General features: G+C 74.6%; 15 protein-coding genes, 1 tRNA gene and 1 pseudogene. 8 read left to right on the forward strand and 9 right to left on the reverse strand.

Annotated elements, in window-relative coordinates; all coding sequences use genetic code 11:
* The first annotated feature begins 209 nt into the window (after positions 1-209).
* The 3 genes from JAO84_RS02800 (at position 210) to JAO84_RS02810 (ending at position 6,197) form a co-directional block, all read left to right on the forward strand.
* Positions 210-1,184 carry a hypothetical protein gene (locus tag JAO84_RS02800; protein ID WP_370410061.1) on the forward strand — a complete coding sequence of 325 codons (975 nt, stop codon included), beginning with the start codon at positions 210-212 and terminating at the stop codon, positions 1,182-1,184.
* 97 nt (positions 1,185-1,281) lie between these two features.
* Entirely contained in the window at positions 1,282-3,168 is a 1,887-nt protein-coding gene (locus JAO84_RS02805) for an HSP90 family protein (RefSeq protein ID WP_370410063.1), read from the forward strand.
* On the forward strand, positions 3,168-6,197 hold the full coding sequence (locus tag JAO84_RS02810) for a tetratricopeptide repeat protein (RefSeq protein ID WP_370410065.1): 3,030 nt from the start codon (positions 3,168-3,170) through the stop codon (positions 6,195-6,197). Before JAO84_RS02805 ends, JAO84_RS02810 begins: the two co-directional genes overlap by 1 nt.
* A 40-nt stretch (positions 6,198-6,237) precedes the next feature.
* On the opposite strand, the gene JAO84_RS02815 is transcribed toward JAO84_RS02810, so the two are convergent.
* The 7 genes and pseudogenes from JAO84_RS02815 to JAO84_RS02845 all read right to left on the reverse strand — a co-directional run bounded on the left by JAO84_RS02815 (position 6,238) and on the right by JAO84_RS02845 (position 12,270).
* Positions 6,238-7,512, reverse strand: a complete 1,275-nt coding sequence (locus tag JAO84_RS02815) for a sensor histidine kinase (RefSeq protein WP_370410067.1) — start codon at positions 7,510-7,512, stop codon at positions 6,238-6,240.
* On the reverse strand, positions 7,509-9,266 hold the full coding sequence (locus tag JAO84_RS02820; protein ID WP_370410069.1) for a cation acetate symporter: 1,758 nt from the start codon (positions 9,264-9,266) through the stop codon (positions 7,509-7,511). Before JAO84_RS02820 ends, JAO84_RS02815 begins: the two co-directional genes overlap by 4 nt.
* Before the next feature lie 41 nt (positions 9,267-9,307).
* A complete protein-coding gene (locus JAO84_RS02825; protein ID WP_370410071.1) occupies positions 9,308-9,685 on the reverse strand; it encodes a hypothetical protein in 378 nt (125 codons plus the stop codon).
* A 170-nt stretch (positions 9,686-9,855) separates the two neighbouring features.
* Positions 9,856-10,674 carry an arylamine N-acetyltransferase gene (locus JAO84_RS02830; RefSeq protein ID WP_370410073.1) on the reverse strand — a complete coding sequence of 273 codons (819 nt, stop codon included), beginning with the start codon at positions 10,672-10,674 and terminating at the stop codon, positions 9,856-9,858.
* A 48-nt stretch (positions 10,675-10,722) separates the two neighbouring features.
* Positions 10,723-11,214, reverse strand: a complete 492-nt coding sequence (locus JAO84_RS02835) for a discoidin domain-containing protein (RefSeq protein ID WP_370416632.1) — start codon at positions 11,212-11,214, stop codon at positions 10,723-10,725.
* Positions 11,197-12,015, reverse strand: a pseudogene (locus JAO84_RS02840) (hypothetical protein); the annotation flags it as partial. The gene JAO84_RS02835 and the pseudogene JAO84_RS02840, both read right to left, overlap by 18 nt.
* A gap of 167 nt (positions 12,016-12,182) precedes the next feature.
* A tRNA-Leu gene (locus JAO84_RS02845) sits at positions 12,183-12,270 on the reverse strand.
* 164 nt (positions 12,271-12,434) lie between these two features.
* Here JAO84_RS02845 and JAO84_RS02850 point away from each other — a divergent pair.
* Together JAO84_RS02850 and JAO84_RS02855 are read left to right on the forward strand one after the other, a co-directional pair.
* A complete protein-coding gene (locus JAO84_RS02850; RefSeq protein WP_370410075.1) occupies positions 12,435-13,280 on the forward strand; it encodes a YqjF family protein in 846 nt (281 codons plus the stop codon).
* Positions 13,277-13,702, forward strand: coding sequence for a hypothetical protein (locus JAO84_RS02855; protein ID WP_370410077.1), 426 nt, complete (start codon positions 13,277-13,279; stop codon positions 13,700-13,702). Before JAO84_RS02850 ends, JAO84_RS02855 begins: the two co-directional genes overlap by 4 nt.
* On the opposite strand, the gene JAO84_RS02860 is transcribed toward JAO84_RS02855, so the two are convergent.
* Complete coding sequence (locus JAO84_RS02860) at positions 13,699-14,100, reverse strand: nuclear transport factor 2 family protein (RefSeq protein ID WP_370410078.1); 402 nt, start codon at positions 14,098-14,100, stop codon at positions 13,699-13,701. The two genes, JAO84_RS02855 and JAO84_RS02860, sit on opposite strands and share 4 nt — an antisense overlap.
* A gap of 196 nt (positions 14,101-14,296) precedes the next feature.
* Here JAO84_RS02860 and JAO84_RS02865 point away from each other — a divergent pair, with 196 nt between their 5' ends.
* The 3 genes from JAO84_RS02865 to JAO84_RS02875 all read left to right on the forward strand — a co-directional run bounded on the left by JAO84_RS02865 (position 14,297) and on the right by JAO84_RS02875 (position 16,547).
* On the forward strand, positions 14,297-15,061 hold the full coding sequence (locus tag JAO84_RS02865) for a hypothetical protein (protein WP_370410080.1): 765 nt from the start codon (positions 14,297-14,299) through the stop codon (positions 15,059-15,061).
* Positions 15,058-15,873, forward strand: a complete 816-nt coding sequence (locus JAO84_RS02870) for an NUDIX domain-containing protein (RefSeq protein WP_370410081.1) — start codon at positions 15,058-15,060, stop codon at positions 15,871-15,873. Before JAO84_RS02865 ends, JAO84_RS02870 begins: the two co-directional genes overlap by 4 nt.
* A gap of 305 nt (positions 15,874-16,178) precedes the next feature.
* Positions 16,179-16,547, forward strand: coding sequence for a BlaI/MecI/CopY family transcriptional regulator (locus tag JAO84_RS02875; protein ID WP_370410083.1), 369 nt, complete (start codon positions 16,179-16,181; stop codon positions 16,545-16,547).
* A gap of 43 nt (positions 16,548-16,590) precedes the next feature.
* Here JAO84_RS02875 and JAO84_RS02880 read toward each other — a convergent pair whose 3' ends face one another.
* Entirely contained in the window at positions 16,591-17,373 is a 783-nt protein-coding gene (locus tag JAO84_RS02880) for a class I SAM-dependent methyltransferase (protein ID WP_370410085.1), read from the reverse strand.
* Positions 17,374-17,388 lie beyond the last annotated feature (15 nt).

The following is a 17,388-nucleotide window of genomic DNA, read 5'->3' on the forward strand; positions in this document are numbered from 1 at the left end:
CGCACCGGATAACGGAAAACGCCGGGGAATCTTCTCGGACTTCTGTACGAGCGGGAAGCCCGGGTTCCGGAAGAGTGCCGTGCGACGGCGTTCCGGACCGTTCGTACCTGTGGATACTCCTGTGCGAATGTCCGTCGCTCGTGATACTCACTTGTCCACGGGCGGAGTGCTGTCTGACCTGCCCGTTCGACATCGCAAGGGGTGGGGACATGGCATTGCTTCGTGAGTGGGGGCTCACGCTCGGGAGACGGGGCGGCCGGCCGGCGGCGACGCTGGAGCGGGACTCCGGTGATCCCGAGGTGACACGCGCCCGGCAGGCCGCCGAGGCCGGGGACTGGACGGCGCTGCGGGCGGTCCTGGAGGGGCGGCCGGAGAGCGGGGACCGGACGGAGCTGCTGATGGCCGTCGCGGACACCGCCGGTGTGGAGCGCTGGATCGGCGGGGTGGTCGACGCCGAGCCGGACGCGGCGCTGCCGAGGCTGGTCGCCGGGCTGCGCCACGTGCGCTGGGGCTGGGACGCCCGCTCCGGGGCACTGGCGAAACACGTCTCGCGCGACCAGTTCGAGGTCTTCCACGAGCGGCTGCGCACCGCCGAGACCTGGCTGTACGAGGCGGCCGAGCGCGAACCGGCGTGGACCTCGCCGTGGTACGGCCTGCTGATGACCGGGCGCGGCCTGCAGGTCGGCCAGGTCACCGCGCGGCGCCGGTTCGAGGCGGCGGTGCGCCGCGACCCGTACCACCTGGGCGCGCACCAGCAGCAGTTGCAGCAGGTCTGCGCGAAGTGGAGCGGTTCGCACGAGGAGATGCACGCCTTCGCGCGGGAGTCCGCGTTCGGCGCGCCCGCGGGCACGGCGCTCGGCCAGCTCGTCGCCGTCGCGCACCTGGAGCACTGGCTCGCACTCGACTCCGGCGCGGACGCCGCCTACGTCCGCCGCCCCGAGGTGGCCGAGGAGCTGCACCGGGCCGCCGACCACTCCTACCGGCACCCGGACTTCGCCCCGCGCACCGGGCGGCTGCAGATACTCAACAGCTTCGCCATGGCCTTCTCGCTCGCCGGGGAGCGCCGGGCCGCCCGCGAGTGCTTCGAGGCGACCGAAGGCCGGGTCACCGAGGTCCCGTGGCAGTACCTCGACAACGACCCGGTCGCGGCCTACCGCAAGCAGCGCTCGGCCGCCGGCCGCTGAGCCTCGCGCCCGGGGCCCCGCGCTCCGCGCACCCGGGCCCTCCGGGCTCGCCGAACCGTCCTCCGTACCGTCGTACCGTCAGAAAGACGTCATCCAGGTGTCCCACTCGCATCGGACCGAGACCGCCCACACCTTCCAGGTCGACCTGCGCGGCCTGGTCGACCTGCTCTCCCACCACCTCTACTCCAGCCCCCGCGTCTATCTGCGCGAGCTGCTGCAGAACGCCGTCGACGCGATCACCGCACGGCAGGCGCTGCACCCGGACGCGCCCGGCCGCATCACCGTGCGCACCGGTGACACCCTCACCGTCACGGACACCGGCGTCGGTCTGACCGAGGCCGATGTGCACCGCTTCCTCGCCACCATCGGGCGCAGCTCCAAGCGGACCGCCGACGGCGCCTTCGACGGCGCCGGACTCGACGCGGCGCGCGGGGAGTTCATCGGCCAGTTCGGCATCGGACTGCTCGCCTGCTTCGTCGTGGCCGACGAGATCACGGTGCTCAGCCGCTCGGCGGCCGACCCGGCGGCGCCCGCCGTCGAGTGGCGCGGGCACTCGGACGGCCGCTACACCATCCGTACGCTGCCGGCCTCGGAGATGCCCGAGCCGGGCACCACCGTGCGGCTGACCCCGCGCGCCGACAACGCCGAGTGGACGACCCCGGAGCGGGTGGTCCAGCTGGCCCGGCACTACGGCGGGCTGCTGCGGCACGAGGTCACCGTCGTCGACCCGGGCGGCACGTCCCACCGGGTCAACGAGGCGCCGCCGTGGGAGCGGAGCCACCGCTCGCCGCTGGCCCGCAAGGAGGCGCTGACCGCGCACTGCCGCGAGCTGTTCGACTTCACTCCCCTCGACACCATCGAGCTCGATCTGCCGGCCGCCGGACTGCGCGGCGTGGCCTATGTGCTGCCGACCGCGGTGAGCCCGGCCCAGCGGGCCGGCCACCGGGTGCACCTCAAGGGCATGCTGCTCACCGACCAGGCGCCCGAACTGCTGCCGGACTGGGCCTTCTTCGTGCGCTGCGTGGTCGACACCACCAGTCTGCGGCCGACCGCCTCGCGCGAGTCGCTGTACGAGGACGGCACCCTGTCGGCGGTACGGGACGCGCTCGGCGACCGGATCCGGGACTGGCTCACCGGGCTCGCCGCCAGCGACCCGGCGCTGCTGCACCGCTTCATCGACACCCACCACCTCGCGGTCAAGGCGCTCGCCCGCTACGACGACGAGCTGCTGCGGATCGTGCTGCCCTGGCTGCCGTTCGAGACCACCGACGGCAACGTCACCCTGGAGGAGTTCGCCCGGACCCATCCGACGCTGCTGGTCACCCGCAGCGTCGAGGAGTTCCGGCAGGTCGCGCCGATCGCCGCGGCCGCCGGCCTCGGCGTGGTCAACGGCGGCTACACCTACGACCGGGACCTGGTGCACCGGCTGCCGGAGATCCGGCCGGGCACGGCCGTCGACGACCTCGACCCGGCCACCGTCACCGCCCATCTCGACGCCGTCGACCCGACCGCCGAACTGCGCGCCGCGGGCTTCCTCGCGGTGGCCCGGGAGACCATCGGCGTGCACGACTGCGACGTCGTGCTGCGCGACTTCCAGCCGGTCACCGCGCCCGCGCTGCTGCTCGACAACCGCGAGGCCCGCCACGAGCGCACCCGGGCCGGGCTCGCCGCCGACAGCGACGGCCTGTGGGCCGACATCCTGGGCTCCCTGCGGAACGAGACGCCGCGCGCCCAGCTGGTCCTCAACCACCTCAATCCGCTGGTCCGGCAGGCCGTGACCATCGCCGAGCGGGGTCTCGCCGTCACCACGGCCGAGGCGCTGTACGGGCAGGCACTGCTGCTGAGCCGCCGCCCGCTGAGGGCGAGCGAGAGCGCCCTGCTCAACCGGGCCTTCATGGGCCTGCTCAGCCACGCCATGCACCACCCCGGTACGGACACCCCCGACGCGGGCACCCCCGGCACCGAGCCCCGGAAGGACTTCTGATGCTGGACACCCCCGAGGCCGTGTTCGAGGCGCTGCGGGAGAACCACGAGCGCCCGCACGGACTGCAGCGCACGGTCGTCGCCGAGGAGCTGGCGGAGGCGGCCGAGGTCTTCGAAAAGCCCGACGTCCTGGTCACCGCCCTGCTCGAGCTGATGACCTCGTACGAGTTCACCGGTGAGCACCGTAAGGCCCCGGTCGTCTTCGCCCGGCTGCTGAAGCTGTGGGACACCGCTCCGGAGTCCTTCAGCGAGTGGGAGGCCCACCAGGTCTTCTGGCGCTTCAAGTGGGTGACGACCTCCCTGATCCAGGTGCCCGACGTGCCGCTGGCCACGATCCGGGGCTGGGTCGACCGGATGCGCGAGCGGTACGAGGCGGGCGGGCACGGCATGCAGCCGGTGGCCGCGATGAGCCATCACGTCGCCGCGCACACCGGCGTGGGCGCCGCCGACGCGTACGACCTGTGGATCACCCGGCCCCGTACGGACCTCAGCGACTGCGAGGCCTGCGAGACCCGGAACATGGCCCGGCACCTGATGGCCGACGGCGACGACTCGGCGGCGCTCGACGCCTGGGGTCCGGTGCTCGACGGCTCCCAGAGCTGCTCCGAGGAGCCGCAGTCGAGCCAGGCGCGGGCCCTGCTGCCCCTGCTGCGCACCGGCCGGACGGACGAGGCCCGGTCCCATCACCTCACCGGCTACCGGCGGGTGCGGGGGAACACCGGCATGCAGCAGGAGGTGGGCCTGCACCTGGAGTTCTGCGCCCTATCGCGCAACGAGGGCCGGGGCCTGGAGATCCTCGCCGAGAACCGCGGTCTGTTCGAGGCCACGGGCGCGCCGCTGGCCCGGCTCGGCTTCCTCACCGGCGTCGAGGTGCTGCTCGCCCGGATCGTCGCCCAGGGGCACGGGGACGTCACGGTGGCCGGCCCGCCCGGCCGGAACTGGACGGCGGCCGGGCTCCTCGGCCAGGTGCGGGCCGAGGCGGAGCCGCTGGCCGCCGCGTTCGACGCGCGCAACGGCACCTCGGCCGTCGGGGACCGCCGCAAGGCCCGGCTCGCCCAGGAGCCGCTGCTCGCCGAGCCGCTGCCGCTCGGACTGCGCACCGCCGTGGTCCGCCCGGCCACGGCCCCCGGCGCCACGGGCACTCCGGCCTCCGGCACCGGCCCGGCGTCCCCGTCCGCGTCCCCGTCCGTGTCCCCGTCCGGCGTCGCGATCCCCGAGGACTTCGTCGAGCTGGTGCAGGAGGCGCGCCGGCTCTCCGGTGCGGGGCAGCCCTCCGAGCACCGCCTGTGGGAGCGGATCGCCGAGCGGATGGCGGACGGCAGCGCGCCCGACCCGCACGACCACCGCCTGGGCCCGCGCGAGCTGCTGGAGGCCGAGCTGGCCGACCACCGGGCGGACGGGCACGGCAACGCGGAGCGCAGGACCGAATTCGCCGCCGAACAGGACCGGGCGGCCGGGCTGTTCGCCCGTGCGGGCATGCCGTGGCACGCGCTCGCCGCCCGGGCCAACGCCCTCGCGTGGGGCGCCGAGTGGCAGGACGGCGAGACGGCCGGCCGGGAGGAGACGGCGGCCGGGATCGACGCCCTCCTCGCCGAGGCGGAACGGCTCGCGGCCGAGGCGCCGTTCACCGGCGAGGCGCCCGGTGCCGGCGAGACGGCGGTTTCCGCACACTCCGGCAACGACGTCGGCCGGACCCGGGTCCTGCACCGTCTGATGGTCCTGAACGCCGCCGCGTACAGCGCCTACCGCGAGGTCCTGGAGCAGCTGCCCGAGCCCTCGGAGGCCGCCGTGGCGCGGTTCGACGCGTTCAGCGGAAGGCTGCGGACGGAGTCCGAGCGGCTGTCCGCGCCCCATCAGACGGCCAACGCGCGTCAGTACGTGGCCGATCTGGCCGCGCGGCGCGGGGACCTCGCCCTCGCCGAGGCCGAGCTGCGCGCGGCCCTGGCCGATGTGGCGGCGGCCGGCCGGCCCTGGCGCGGCTCCCGGCCGCGGTGTCTGCTCGCCCAGTTCCTGCTCGCCCGGCAGGAACCGGACGAGGCCGTCGAGCTGCTGCACCAGGCGATCGGCGACGCGGTGCGCCACGACGACGCCGGCTTCCCGCTGGCCCCGTCGTACGCGCTGCTCGGCCACGCCGCCTCGCACCAGGGGGACGTCGGCGGCGCGGTCCGGCATCTGTCGGAGGCGGCCGCGCGGTACGACCAGGACGGGGATCGGGAGGAGGCCATGGACGTCCGGCTCCAGCTCGCCGACGTGCTCGCCCGCGCGGGACAGCAGGCCGACGCCGTCGCCGTCCTGGAGTCGGTGCTCTCCGACGAGGCGGCCGACGGCCTCGACGAGCGGATGCTCGCCCAGGCGCGGCTGACCCTCGCGCGCGGCCTGCGGGAGCTCGGCGAGCCGTTGCCCGCGGCCGAGGAGTTCCTGCGGCTCGCGGACACCGTCGCCGGCTGGGAGGACGACCGGGCGGTCCACACCCTGGTGGCGGCGGAGGCGGCGGTCACGCTGGCGCTGGCCGACCGCTGGGACGCGGCGGCCTCGGCGTACGACCGGGCCGTCGCCGCGCACGCCGAGGCCGGGAACCCGCCGATGCTCGCCCACATGATGCGCGAGTTCGCCCGGCTGACCATGCTCGCCCGGGAGGAGGAGGGCGTGGACGCGGCCCTGGAGCATCTGGCCCGGGCCGACGCGCTGCTCGCGGCCGAGCCCCAGGACACCGAGGACTTCGCCCTCTGGTACGAGCAGGGTTCCGTGCACTACCGGCGGGGCCGGGTGCTCGCCGAGGCCCAGCGCTTCCCCGAGGCCCTGGAGGCGGTGGAGGCCGCGATCGCCGCGCACGAGCGGGGCGGCGAGGAGGGCGAGGTGCCGCGTGCCGAGGCCGTCCGTATCGCCGCCCTGATCGAGGGCAACGGCCTGGAGCGGCGCGCGGCGGCGGTCACCCGCCTCGCGGCCGCGGCGGCCCGCTGCCGGGCCGGGGGCCTGCCGGAGGCGGCGGACATCCTGGACGCGCTCCGGAAGGAGTTCCAGGAGCGCTAGGCCGTGTCCTGGGCACCGGAAGCACCACCTGGGGCGCCGGTCACCGATGGGTGGCCGGCGCCCCCGCGTGCACCCCGGCGTGGTACTTGGGGATGCGCAGCGTGATCTTCATGCCGGCGCCGACGCCGGTCTCGATGACCAGGCCCTCGTGCGGGCCGTAGACCTGGCGGAGCCGTTCGTCGACGTTGCGCAGGCCGATCCCGGTGGTGGGTCCGCCCTCGCCGTGCAGGATGCGGCGCAGCCGCTCCGGGTCCATGCCGACGCCGTTGTCCTCGATGCTGACGCGGGCGGCCGAGCCCTCGTCGACGGCGGCGATGGTGATGAGGCTGCGGTCGACGGAGTCCTCCAGGCCGTGCTTGACGGCGTTCTCCACCAGGGGCTGGAGGCAGAGGAAGGGCAGGGCGACCGGCAGCACCTCGGGGGCGATCTGCAGGGTGACCTGGAGGCGGTCGCCGAACCGGGCGCGGACCAGTTCCAGATACTGCTCGATGGAGCCCAGTTCCTCGGCCAGGGTGGTGAACTCGCCGTGCCTGCGGAACGAGTAGCGGGTGAAGTCGGCGAACTCCAGGAGGAGTTCACGGGCCCGCTCGGGGTCGGTGCGGACGAACGAGGCGATCGCGGCGAGCGAGTTGTAAATGAAGTGGGGCGAGATCTGTGCGCGCAGGGCGCGGATCTCCGCCTCGATGAGGCTGCTGCGCGCGCGGTCGAGCTCGGCCAGTTCCAGCTGGACCGAGACCCAGCGGGCCACTTCCTCGGTGGCGCGGGCGACGGCGGCGGAGTCGTGCGAGCCGAAGGCGGCGAGGGCGCCCTTGGGGCGTCCGCCCGCGGTGAGCGGGGCGACGACCCCGAAGCGTACGGCGCAGTCGGCGCGGTCGCAGTCCACCGAGAAGGTACGGGTGCGGCCGGCCTGCACCGCCTTGGCGACATGCGCGGCGAGCTGCTCCCCGTGGTGCTCGCCGGTGCCCTCCCAGGCGAGCACGCCGTCGAGTCCGGTCAGCGCGAGGGACTGGGTGCCGAGCAGCGGGCGGAGCCGGCGCACCGCCTTGCGGGCCGTGTCGGGGGCGAGCCCGGCGCGCAGCGGCGGCGCGGCGAGGGACGCGGTGTGCAGGGTCTGGAAGGTGGCGCGTTCGACGGTGTCGGAGTGCGGGCCGGGCCGGTCGCCGCGCCCGCCGGGCCCGCCACGTACGCGGCGGCGGGCGCCCCGTACGTACCCGGCGCCGAGGACGTATCCCGCGCCCCTGACGTAGGCGGCGCCGGCGGCGAAGCAGAGCGCCCCGACGACGGCGCAGCAGAGCAGCAGCACGAGCACGGTCATCGGCGCGTCTTCCAGGTTCCGGCGGGCGTGGGGTGGGGCACGGGCGGCGGCTCGGGCAGGTGCAGCCGCGCCATGATCGCGTCGGTGCCGGCCGGGACGCCCTTCGGGGTGGCAAGGGAGACCAGGATCATGGTGAGGAAGCCGAGCGGTACGGTCCAGACGGCCGGCCAGGCGAGGAGGGCGCGCGGCCAGCCGGAGTCCGGCCGGCCGGCGACCGTGGCGAGGACGGCGGTGAGCGCGGCCCCGCCGCCGGCGACCATGCCCGCGACGGCGCCCGCGGCGGTGAGCCGGCGCCACCAGATGCCGAGCAGCAGCAGCGGGCAGAAGGACGAGGCGGCCACGGCGAAGGCGAGGCCGACGGCGTTGGCGACGGACAGGCCCTGCACGACGACGTGCGCGGCGGCGGGCACCGCGACGGCCACGGCGGCGGCGAGCCGGAAGTGCCGTACACCGCGCGGCGAGGGCAGGAAGTCCTGGGTGAGGACGCCCGCGACGGCCATGGTGAGGCCGGAGGCGGTGGACAGGAACGCGGCGCAGGCGCCGGCCGCGAGGAGCGCGCCGAGCAGATCGCCCGCGGTGCCGCCGACGAGCCGGTCCGGCAGCATCAGGACGGCGGTGTCGGTGCTGCCGGTGAGCAGCAGGTCCGGCGCGTACACCCGGCCGAGCGCCCCGTACACCGGCGCGAGGACGTAGAAGACGCCGACGAGGCCGAGGACCACGACGGTGGTGCGGCGGGCGGCCCGGCCGTCGGGGTTGGTGTAGAAGCGGACGACGACGTGCGGCAGGCCCATGGCGCCCATGAAGGTGGCGAAGATCAGTCCGTACGTGGCGTAGAGCGGGTGCTCCTCGCCCGCCTGGCCGCGCGGTTCGGCCCAGCCGGTGTTGGTGCCGCCGTCGGCGCCGGCGGTGGCGCGCTCGGGCAGCGGGCTGCCGGCGGGGAAGCCGAGGACGGTGCCGGCCTCGACGCGGTGGCGGCCGGCCGTCAGGTCGACCTCCTCGGTGTCGTGGCGGAGCCCGTCGACGGTGCCGGTGACGGTGACTCGCAGCGGCGCGTCGAGGCCGAGGGTGAGGGTGTCGTCGATGCGCACCTGGCTGTGCCGGCGGAAGCCGGGCGGCTCGTCGAGGGCGGGGTCGGGCCGCCCGTCGGCGTACCAGGCGAACAGCAGGAACAGCAGCGGCACGAGCAGGGCGGTGAGTTTCAGCCAGTACTGGAAGGCCTGGACGAAGGTGATCGAGCGCATGCCGCCGGCCGCGACGGACAGGGCGACGACGACGGCGACGACGATCCCGCCCGACCAGTGCGGCAGTCCAGTGAGGGTGCCGAGGGTGAGCCCGGCGCCCTGGAGCTGGGGCACCAGATAGAGCCAGCCGACGACCACGACGAGGATGCCGGCGGCGCGCCGGACGGCCCGGGACTCCAGGCGCGCCTCGGCGAAGTCGGGCAGGGTGTAGGCGCCGGAGCGGCGCAGCGGGGCGGCGACGAAGGCGAGCAGCACCAGATAGCCGGCGGTGTAGCCGACGGGGAACCACAGCATGTCGACGCCCTGGGCGAGGACGAGTCCGGCGATGCCGAGGAAGGACGCGGCGGAGAGGTACTCGCCGCTGATGGCGGCGGCGTTGAGGCGGGCGGGCACGCTGCGCGAGGCCACGTAGAAGTCGGAGGTGGTGCGGGAGATGCGCAGTCCGAGGGCGCCGACCGCGACCGTGGCGACGATCACGGCGGACACGGCGATCACGCCGTAGGGCTGGTTCACTCGGCGGCCCCGGCCGCCGCCGTCCTGGTGCGGGCCACCGGTCAGCTCCCTTCGACGGCCCGGGTGTACTCCCGCTCGTTGCGTTCGGCGCGCCGTACGTACCAGCCGGCGAGGACGAGGAAGAGCGGGTACACGGCGATGCCGAGCACGGCCCAGACGAGGAGCGGGGGCACCGGGCCGAGGCCGCTGCCGGGCACCGTGCGCAGCAGCAGTGGCAGGGTGGCGACGAGGACGGCCAGGGTGCCGCCGACGGCGAGCCCGGCGCGCAGCTGGGCGCGGATCAGCCGCCGTACCTCGGTGCGCACGGCGGGCGGGAGCGGGTCGGGCCGTTCGGGGGCGGGCCGGTAGGCCCGGGGCGCGGCCGTGGTCCCGGGGGCGCGGGTGACCACCTCGCGCCGGGGAACCGGTTCCGCTGCCATTGTCCGCACGTCCTCCCACTCCTCGATGGGAGCACCGCGCCGTGTCCGCACCGAGGGTGGAGTGTACGCAGCGGGCCGGGGCACGACCAGAGGTCCGGGGCAATTCGCCTGTACGGGACACCGATCGCGCGCCCGGGCCGTGCGTGCCGTACGGACGGGAGCCCGCGGCGCTACTCCGGCAGGACGGTGCCGTCCGGGAGGCGGATGCCGAAGTCCTCGCGCAGGAAGGTCAGCACCTCCGCCGGGTCGGCGAGTTCCCGTTCCTTGCGGGTGCCGTCGGCGTGCGTCTCGGTGAAGCGGCGGCCGGCCAGGGAGAAGTGGGCCGTGGGGGCGGTGCGCTGGGCGTAGACGCCGCGGGAGAACGGCGAGCGCGGGTTGGTGGCGATGTGCCAGTTGATGACCTCGTAGTCGGGTGCCTCGAAGGGCTCGACGGTGAAGGAGTACTGGTCGTCCCAGCCGTCGCTCTCCGCGCCGTGCGCCTGGAGCTTCCACAGCGTCAGCGGCCCGTCGTGCGGGGCGTGCACGAGACGGTGGCGGCGCGGGGCGTCGAGCGTCTCGGTGCCGGTGGCGAGCGGCACGGGCTCGATGAGGCAGCCGACGCTGCCGAAGCCGACGTCGGTGACGTACGGCACGGGCTCGCCGGGCACGTCGGTGAGCATCAGCATGTGGGTGCGGGGGCGTACGTCGCCGGGCCGGGCGCCGACCAGGACGCGCGCGGCGAGCAGGGTGACCTCGAAGCCGAGGGCGGTGAGCGCGGCGGCGAACAGCGTGTTGTGCTCGTAGCAGTAGCCGCCGCGCCCGCCGCGCACGAGCTTGGCCTCCAGGTCGGGCAGGGCGAGGGAGGGCGCCGTGCCGAGCACGGGGTCGAGGTTCTCGAACGGGATGCCCATCAGGTGCGCGCGGTGCACGGAGCGCAGCACGTCGAGCGTGGGCCGGCGCTCCCCGGACCAGCCGATGCGGGCGAGGTAGGCGTCGAGATCGATAGTCATGCCCTCACCGTAGGCGGCGGTCCGGGGGCGGCGCCTCGGCTTTCCGATCTAGGTCCCGGGGAGGACGGCTGCCGTGCTCGGGGTGCCGTAGACCTTGAGCTCGTAGAGGGAGTAGCCGTACGGGGTGGCGCGCTGGGTGCCGTACATCCGCAGGTAGCGGGCGGTGCCGGTCACCGGGACCTCGTCGGTGCCGCCGTCGCCGGTCGTGGTGCTGTGGAGATCGGTCCAGGTGGTGCCGTCGAGGGAGCCCTGCAGTCGGTACGCGCGGGCGTACGCCGCCTCCCAGTCGAGCCGGACCCGGGAGAGCGCGGCGGGGGCGCCGAGGTCGACGCGCAGCCACTGCGGGTCGACGCCCTCGGCGGAGGCCCAGCGGCTGCCGGACTGTCCGTCGACGGCCTTGCCGGCTTCGAGCCCGGAGGCCTCGACGGAGGAGGCGGTGGCGGGACGGCCCTGGGAGAGCAGGGTGTCGGGGGTGGGGGTGGGCGTTGGTGTGGGCGTGGGCGTGGGCGTGCCGGAGTCGGTCAGCTGGTAGGCGCGCAGGTTGCGGAGCAGCAGATAGGTGTCGCGCAGCGAGCCGGAGCTGTCGCCGAGGGAGCGGTAGATGCCCCACTTGGGCCGCACCCGGTCGGCGAGGAAGGTGTCGACCCCGGTCTTGGTGGCGTCGACGACGGTGGTGCCGCCGCTCTTGACGACCCAGCGGACGGAGCCCGCCGTGCCGTCGCCGATCTTCATCTCGTACTCGATGTCGATCCACTTGTTCTGCAGCGGTTCGAGGTCGGTGCGGCCGACCAGGATGCCGCCGGCGAAGATCTTGTGCTCGATGGTCTGCCTGCCGTTGACGCGGCGCAGCGACGTGACGGTGATGGGCGAGGAGCCGTCGCCGGGCTGCTTGGTCTGCATGATGTGGGTGAAGGTGGTGGTCGCCATCAGCGAGCTCGGGATGTACATCGAGTACGTGACCCGCCAGGTCTGGCCCTGCTTCCAGGAGAGGTAGCTCGTCGAGGAGGTGCGGTTGCCGGTCACCTCCTGGCGCTGGCGGTCGGTGGCGGAGTCGCGGTCCACCATGTGCATGTCGAAGCGGTAGGCGTCGCCGGCGACCTTGATGTGCGGCTGCCCGCCGGGGTGCGAGTCGGCCCGGTCGTCCTCGACGGTCTCGAAGGCGCCGAGACCCTGGACGGCGGGATCAGGTGACCAGCGGAGCGTCCAGGCGGCCGCGGGTGCGGCGTCGGCGTGGGGCGGCGCGGTGAGGGTGCCGAACAGGGCGAGGGCCAGGGCGCTGAGGGCCGCCGCGAGAACGGCCGGGATCGTGCGCCGTCGGGCCGAGTGTGCCGGTCGTGCCATGCGCCACCTCCGGGTGGGGGACGGGACGGGCGTGATGGGTGCACGACATGCTGCCCTCGCGGCAGGAGTTAGTAAAGGTTCCTGACAGTCTTCGGGTGCAGAAAACGGCGACGGGGTGGCCGGACCGAAGTCCTGCCACCCCGTCGCTCGAAGATCCCGAGGAACCGTGGTGTCCGAGGGGGGACTTGAACCCCCACGCCCGATAAAGGGCACTAGCACCTCAAGCTAGCGCGTCTGCCATTCCGCCACCCGGACAGGTGAGCCGTCCCGGGCCCTGCGGCCCGCGGCGACATGGATCAATCTATCAGGTGTTCGAGCCGTCGATCACCACGTTTTCGGTGGTCAGCGCCGTGCGCGGACCCCCGGCCCGGTACCCCCGCCGTGGACGGCCGGCGATCGGGGCTTGGCATACTGCTGCGATGCCGCCGACGCAGCACGCCGCCGCCCCCGCACCGGAGCCCTTCGTCCCGCACCCGTCTCCGCCCGCGGGCCTCTCCCCCGAGGCGATATCCGCCGACCCGCCGCCGCTGGCCGGGCCCACCCTCCTCACCCAGTCCTGGCTGGATCTCGCCTTTCTGCACTGGGCCGTGGACCCCGCCGAGGTCGCGCCTCTGCTGCCGCCGGGAACGGTGCCCGACACCTTCGAAGGGGCCGCGCACGTCGGGCTCGTGGCGTTCCGGATGCACCGGGTGGGCTGGTTCCGGCTCCCGGGCGTGCCGTATCTCGGCAGCTTCCCGGAGACGAACGTGCGCCTGTACTCGGTCGACGAGCACGGCCGCCGGGGCGTGGTGTTCCGCTCGTTGGACGCCTCACGGCTGCTGCCGGTGGCGATCGGGCGCTGGGCGTTCCGGATCCCGTACGTCTGGTCGCGGATGGCGGTCCGGCGGGACGGCGACACCCTCACGTACACGAGCCGCCGGCGCTGGCCGGGGCCGCGCGGCGCGCGCGGCGACCTCGCCGTACGGATCGGGGAGCGGGTGGCCGAGCCGACCGCCCTCGAGCACTTCCTCACCGCCCGCTGGGGCCTGCACACCACGGCCCTCGGCCGCCCGCGCCTGCTGCCGAACGTGCACCCGCGCTGGCCGCTGCACCGGGCCGAACTCCTCTCGTACGACGAGGATCTCATCGCCGCGGCCGGACTCACCCGGCCGCCGGGCGACCCGGTGAGCGTGCTCTACTCCCCCGGCGTGCCGGTCCGCTTCGGCCCGCCGGCCCGTGTCCCGGCCCGCATCCCGGCCCCGCGTCGGCCGGGCCCGGCCTCGTGACCGGCGGACGCGCCACCGGCGCCGCCCGCTACATCCGCTTCCAGGGCACGGAGCGCAGCCCGCGCGGACACTTCCCGGGCGTCTTCGCGCTGGCCAACGGCCTGGCCCGCAAGGGCCTGCCGAGCGAGGCGGAGCATCGCTTCTGGCGGGCGGCCAACGACTGGTACGACGCCGCGTACCCCGACCCGTCGCAGACCGATCCGGAGGTCTACGACCCCGCGGTGAACCCCGGCGCGGTGGCCTGGTTCAAGAGCACCGCCGGCCACCTCCTCGACCGCGTACCGGGCTACCTGGCGCTGCTCGCCGCGCACGGGGTGGCGTGCGAGCGGATCGAGTCGGCGGATCCGGGCCGGATCGTGTACGAGGACGAGGTGCAGGTCGTCGCGGTGCCGTGGAGCCGTCCGGGGCTCGACACCCCTTAGGCTCCGGCCGCCTCGCCGGCCTCCTGCGCGATGCGCTCGAACTGGGCGCCCATCGCCTCGGCCAGGGCCTGCGCGGCGGAGAGCGGCCGGACCATGACGGTGAAGTCGTCGATCTTGCCGTCCTCGTCGAAGTGGAGGAAGTCGCAGCCCTGGATCCGCTTCCCGCCGACGGTGGCGGTGAAGACCAGGGCGTGGTCGCGGCCGCCGGGGTCGGCGATCTCCCGCACGTACGTGAAGTCCTCGAAGACCCGCAGCACTCCGCGGAGGATGGCCGCGGTGATCGCCTTGCCCGGGTACGGCTTGAAGGCGACCGGGCTGGTGAAGACGACGTCCTCGGCGAGCAGCGCCTCGACGGCGGCCGTGTCGCGGTCCTCCACGGCCTTGCGGAACGGGTGCATGGTCCAGCCTCTCCTCGGTCGACCGACTCATCCATCGACACTCGACTCGATACTAAACAAATTGAATATGCACCTCGGAGAGTACGGTGGGCGGTGCGGGCTGTCCAGACCACTCGTCCGTGTGCCCCTCAGCGGCGCGGCGCCCCGGCCACGTAGGCTCACGGCGGCGCGGCGCTTGCGACGAGGAGGAGACCCATTGAACGCCACCGAGGATGACCGGCTCCGGCTGGACGAGGCCGACGTCCGCAACGCGAAGACGACGCTGGTCCAGCTCCTCGCGCGGGCCGGGGTCTACTCCGGGGACGCGGAGGAGCTGATCGGGCTCGTCGAGGCGGGTGCCCTCGCGCTGGCGCAACGGGAGCTGGACGCGCTCGCCGCCGAGGCACCGGGCGGAGAGGCTCCTTACGCCGAGGGGTGGCTGGACGGCGCCCGGGCCGCCGCCGAGGAGCTCGGCGCCCGCGCGGAGCTGACCCTGCGACAGGCCGTGGGCCGCGGCGGCGCGGAAGGCGAGGGAGGCGCCGGCGCGGAGCCGCGCACGCCGGTGGGCCGGATGGAGCTGGAGCGGGCCAAGGTGGTCGTGCTGCCGCTCTATCTCTCCTTCACCGATGTGTCCGACCTCGACCCGGAGGTCTCGGAGCAGGTCCTCACGGCCGTGCTCGGGACGATGACGGCACGTCAGCGGGCCGCGTACGCGGGCAGGTTGACGCGCTTCGCGGAGGACGGGCGCGAGCGCGTGGCCCGGATGTACGCGGAGTACGGCCCGGGCAGTACCATCGCCATCCACGGCCGTTACTCCCTGCTGCACTCCCCCACCAGCATCGCCGTCCTGGAACGCCTGCTGACGACGCCGGAGGAGCTGCGCGTCGAGTGGGACGCGGCCGAGCTGCCTCCCGCCTGGTTGGACGGGCTGACCCGGGCCTGGGAAGCGGCGGCGGCCACCGCCGGCAGCCTCCCCTCATGACCCCCGGGCCGCCGCACGCCACACCGCCGGTCGACTTCCTCGACACCGGCGCCGGCGCCGATGCCGGCACCGACGCCGGCACATCGGCCGGTGACGCCCACCGGATCGACTTCGTCGAGTGCCCGCCGCCCCCGCTCTCCGCCGACGAGCACCGCGAGGTCGACCGTCGCTGGGCGGCGACCACGGCCGCCAATCCGGCGGCCTTCGACGGCCCGATCGTCGCCGTGCTGGCCCTCGGCCGCCCCGCGCCCGGCCGCACGGCGGTGCGGTGGGCCCGGATGACGTACCGGCACCGCGCGCTGCGGGCGTTACGGCCGGCCGGGGCGGTCCCGGGTTCCGTCTTCGTGACGGTGCTGCAGCCCACCGACGAGGGCCTGGTGCTCGGGCGCGGCTCGCGCACGACGGCGGCGCCCGGCCGCTGGAGCCTGCCGGGCGGCGGCGCCGAACCGCCGCCGCCGGGAGGTTCGTTGGACCTCGCCGTGCTCCGGCGGCACGCGGCCGTCGAGCTGGCCGAGGAAGTCGGCCTCGCCGTACCGGAGTCGGAGCTGCGGCTGTGGGGAGTGAGCCGCGGGGCGCGGTACGGCAGCCTCGGTTTCTACTTCCTGGCCCCGGGCGTCGCGGCCGCGCGGGTGCGCCGGTGCCACGCCGCGGTCGTCGCGGAGGAGCGGGCGCGCGGCCTGGTCCCCGAGCTCGACGCCCTGGCCTTCGCCGCGCCCGACGCCGTACCACCGGACGCCGCGCCGGAGCCGTACGCCGACTATCTGCCCCAACTCCTCGCCCGCTACCGGGCGAACCGTGACCGAGCGGGCTGAGGTGCCGACGGCAGGACCGGGCCGTGCCGCGACCTCGACGGGGACGGGGGAGGTTTCCCGTCGGGGCGACTCCTCCAGGGCGCCACCCGGTCCGTGCCGTGGGACGCGAGGGTCTCCCCGTGCCGCGGGGGCTCGCGTCGTGCTCCCCATCCTGACCAACACCCGCCGTCCCGGCCAGGGTTGCCGGGCTGCGTGAACACGCTCTGGCGCGATCGCGCCACTCCCTCCGGCCCGGCCGGGGCCGTGAGCTGCACGTCTACTATGAACCCCGCCGGAGTGGGCGGAGCGGAGAGGACACGGAATCGATGCGTCGGCTGGGGGACCTGGAGGCGGAGATCATGGACCGCTTCTGGAAGTGGAACCGCCCGGCCACCGTGCGCGAGATCGTCGACGACATCAACCGGCACCGGGACATCGCCTACACCACCGTCACCACGGTGACCACGATCCTCTTCCACAAGGCCTATCTGACCCGCGCCCGCGAGGGCCGGATCTGGGTCTACCGGGCCGCCGCCACCCGCGAGGACTACGCGGCGGCGCTGATGGCGGACGGCCTCGACGCCGGCGAGGACCGGCCCGCCGCGCTCGCCGCCTTCGTCGGAAACCTCGACCCACACGAACTCGCCGCCCTGCGCTCGGCGTTGCGCGCGGCCGAGCGGCGGGCCGAGGGCTGAACGCCGAGCGGGCGTCCGACGCGGTCGGGCCTTCCGGGTCCGGTCAGAGGCGGCGGACGCGGAGCACACTGGTCTGCATCGGCAGGGTGAACTCGCCCGCGGAGGTCTCCGGGCGGCTCGCCAGGTACGCGCGGATGCGGGCGAGGAGGGCCGCGCGGTCCTCCTCCGGCATGACGATCATGCCCGCGCGGGTCGCGAGGGTCGCGAGGAGGGAGTCGGCGGTGCGGAGCTGACCGTGGTCGAAGCCGGCCTGTTGCGGCGAGCCGAAGCGGGGCGAGCCGGTGGCCGGCAGGTGCATGCTCTCCGTCGCGGCGCGCCAGCTCGCAGGGGTGTCACGGGGGCCGACGGCCGCGGGACCGCTGACCCGGGCGAGCCCGTCGACCCAGGCGACGGAGTCGTCCATGACGTTCCACAGGCCGGCCAGGACACCGCCGGGCGCGAGGACCCGCGCGATCTCGGGCCCGGCGACCGCCATGTCGAACCAGTGCATGGCGTTGCCGGCCACCACCGCGTCGACCGAGCCGTCGGGCAGCGGAATCGACTCGGCGCTTCCCTGCAGGGCCCGCACCTCCGGCAGCGCGCGGCGCAGCTCGGCGAGCATCGCGCCATCGGGTTCCACCGCCACGGCATCCGCGCCCACGCCTGCGGCGAGGAGCGTGGCGGTCAGCTTGCCGGTGCCGGCACCCAGGTCGAGCACCCGCGGACCTGGGGCGGCCTCCAGGGCCCACCGCACGGCGGTCTGCGCGTAGTCGGGACGGTGCGCGGCATAGGCGACGGCAGCGGCGCCGAACGACGAGGCGTGAAGCTTGTGTTCGTCTCGTTCCATCCGGTCACGCTAGGG

This window comes from Streptomyces fradiae (assembly GCF_041270065.1).
Classification (GTDB): domain Bacteria; phylum Actinomycetota; class Actinomycetes; order Streptomycetales; family Streptomycetaceae; genus Streptomyces.

Excerpts from the sequence above, each read along its gene's own strand:
- JAO84_RS02800 (WP_370410061.1), top strand. The coding sequence starts at position 210 with ATGGCATTGCTTCGTGAGTGGGGGCTCACGCTCGGGAGACGGGGCGGC.
- JAO84_RS02810 (WP_370410065.1), top strand. The coding sequence starts at position 3,168 with ATGCTGGACACCCCCGAGGCCGTGTTCGAGGCGCTGCGGGAGAACCAC.
- JAO84_RS02815 (WP_370410067.1), bottom strand. The coding sequence starts at position 7,512 with ATGACCGTGCTCGTGCTGCTGCTCTGCTGCGCCGTCGTCGGGGCGCTC.
- JAO84_RS02825 (WP_370410071.1), bottom strand. The coding sequence starts at position 9,685 with ATGGCAGCGGAACCGGTTCCCCGGCGCGAGGTGGTCACCCGCGCCCCC.
- JAO84_RS02830 (WP_370410073.1), bottom strand. The coding sequence starts at position 10,674 with ATGACTATCGATCTCGACGCCTACCTCGCCCGCATCGGCTGGTCCGGG.
- JAO84_RS02850 (WP_370410075.1), top strand. The coding sequence starts at position 12,435 with ATGCCGCCGACGCAGCACGCCGCCGCCCCCGCACCGGAGCCCTTCGTC.
- JAO84_RS02860 (WP_370410078.1), bottom strand. The coding sequence starts at position 14,100 with ATGCACCCGTTCCGCAAGGCCGTGGAGGACCGCGACACGGCCGCCGTC.
- JAO84_RS02870 (WP_370410081.1), top strand. The coding sequence starts at position 15,058 with ATGACCCCCGGGCCGCCGCACGCCACACCGCCGGTCGACTTCCTCGAC.
- JAO84_RS02875 (WP_370410083.1), top strand. The coding sequence starts at position 16,179 with ATGCGTCGGCTGGGGGACCTGGAGGCGGAGATCATGGACCGCTTCTGG.
- JAO84_RS02880 (WP_370410085.1), bottom strand. The coding sequence starts at position 17,373 with ATGGAACGAGACGAACACAAGCTTCACGCCTCGTCGTTCGGCGCCGCT.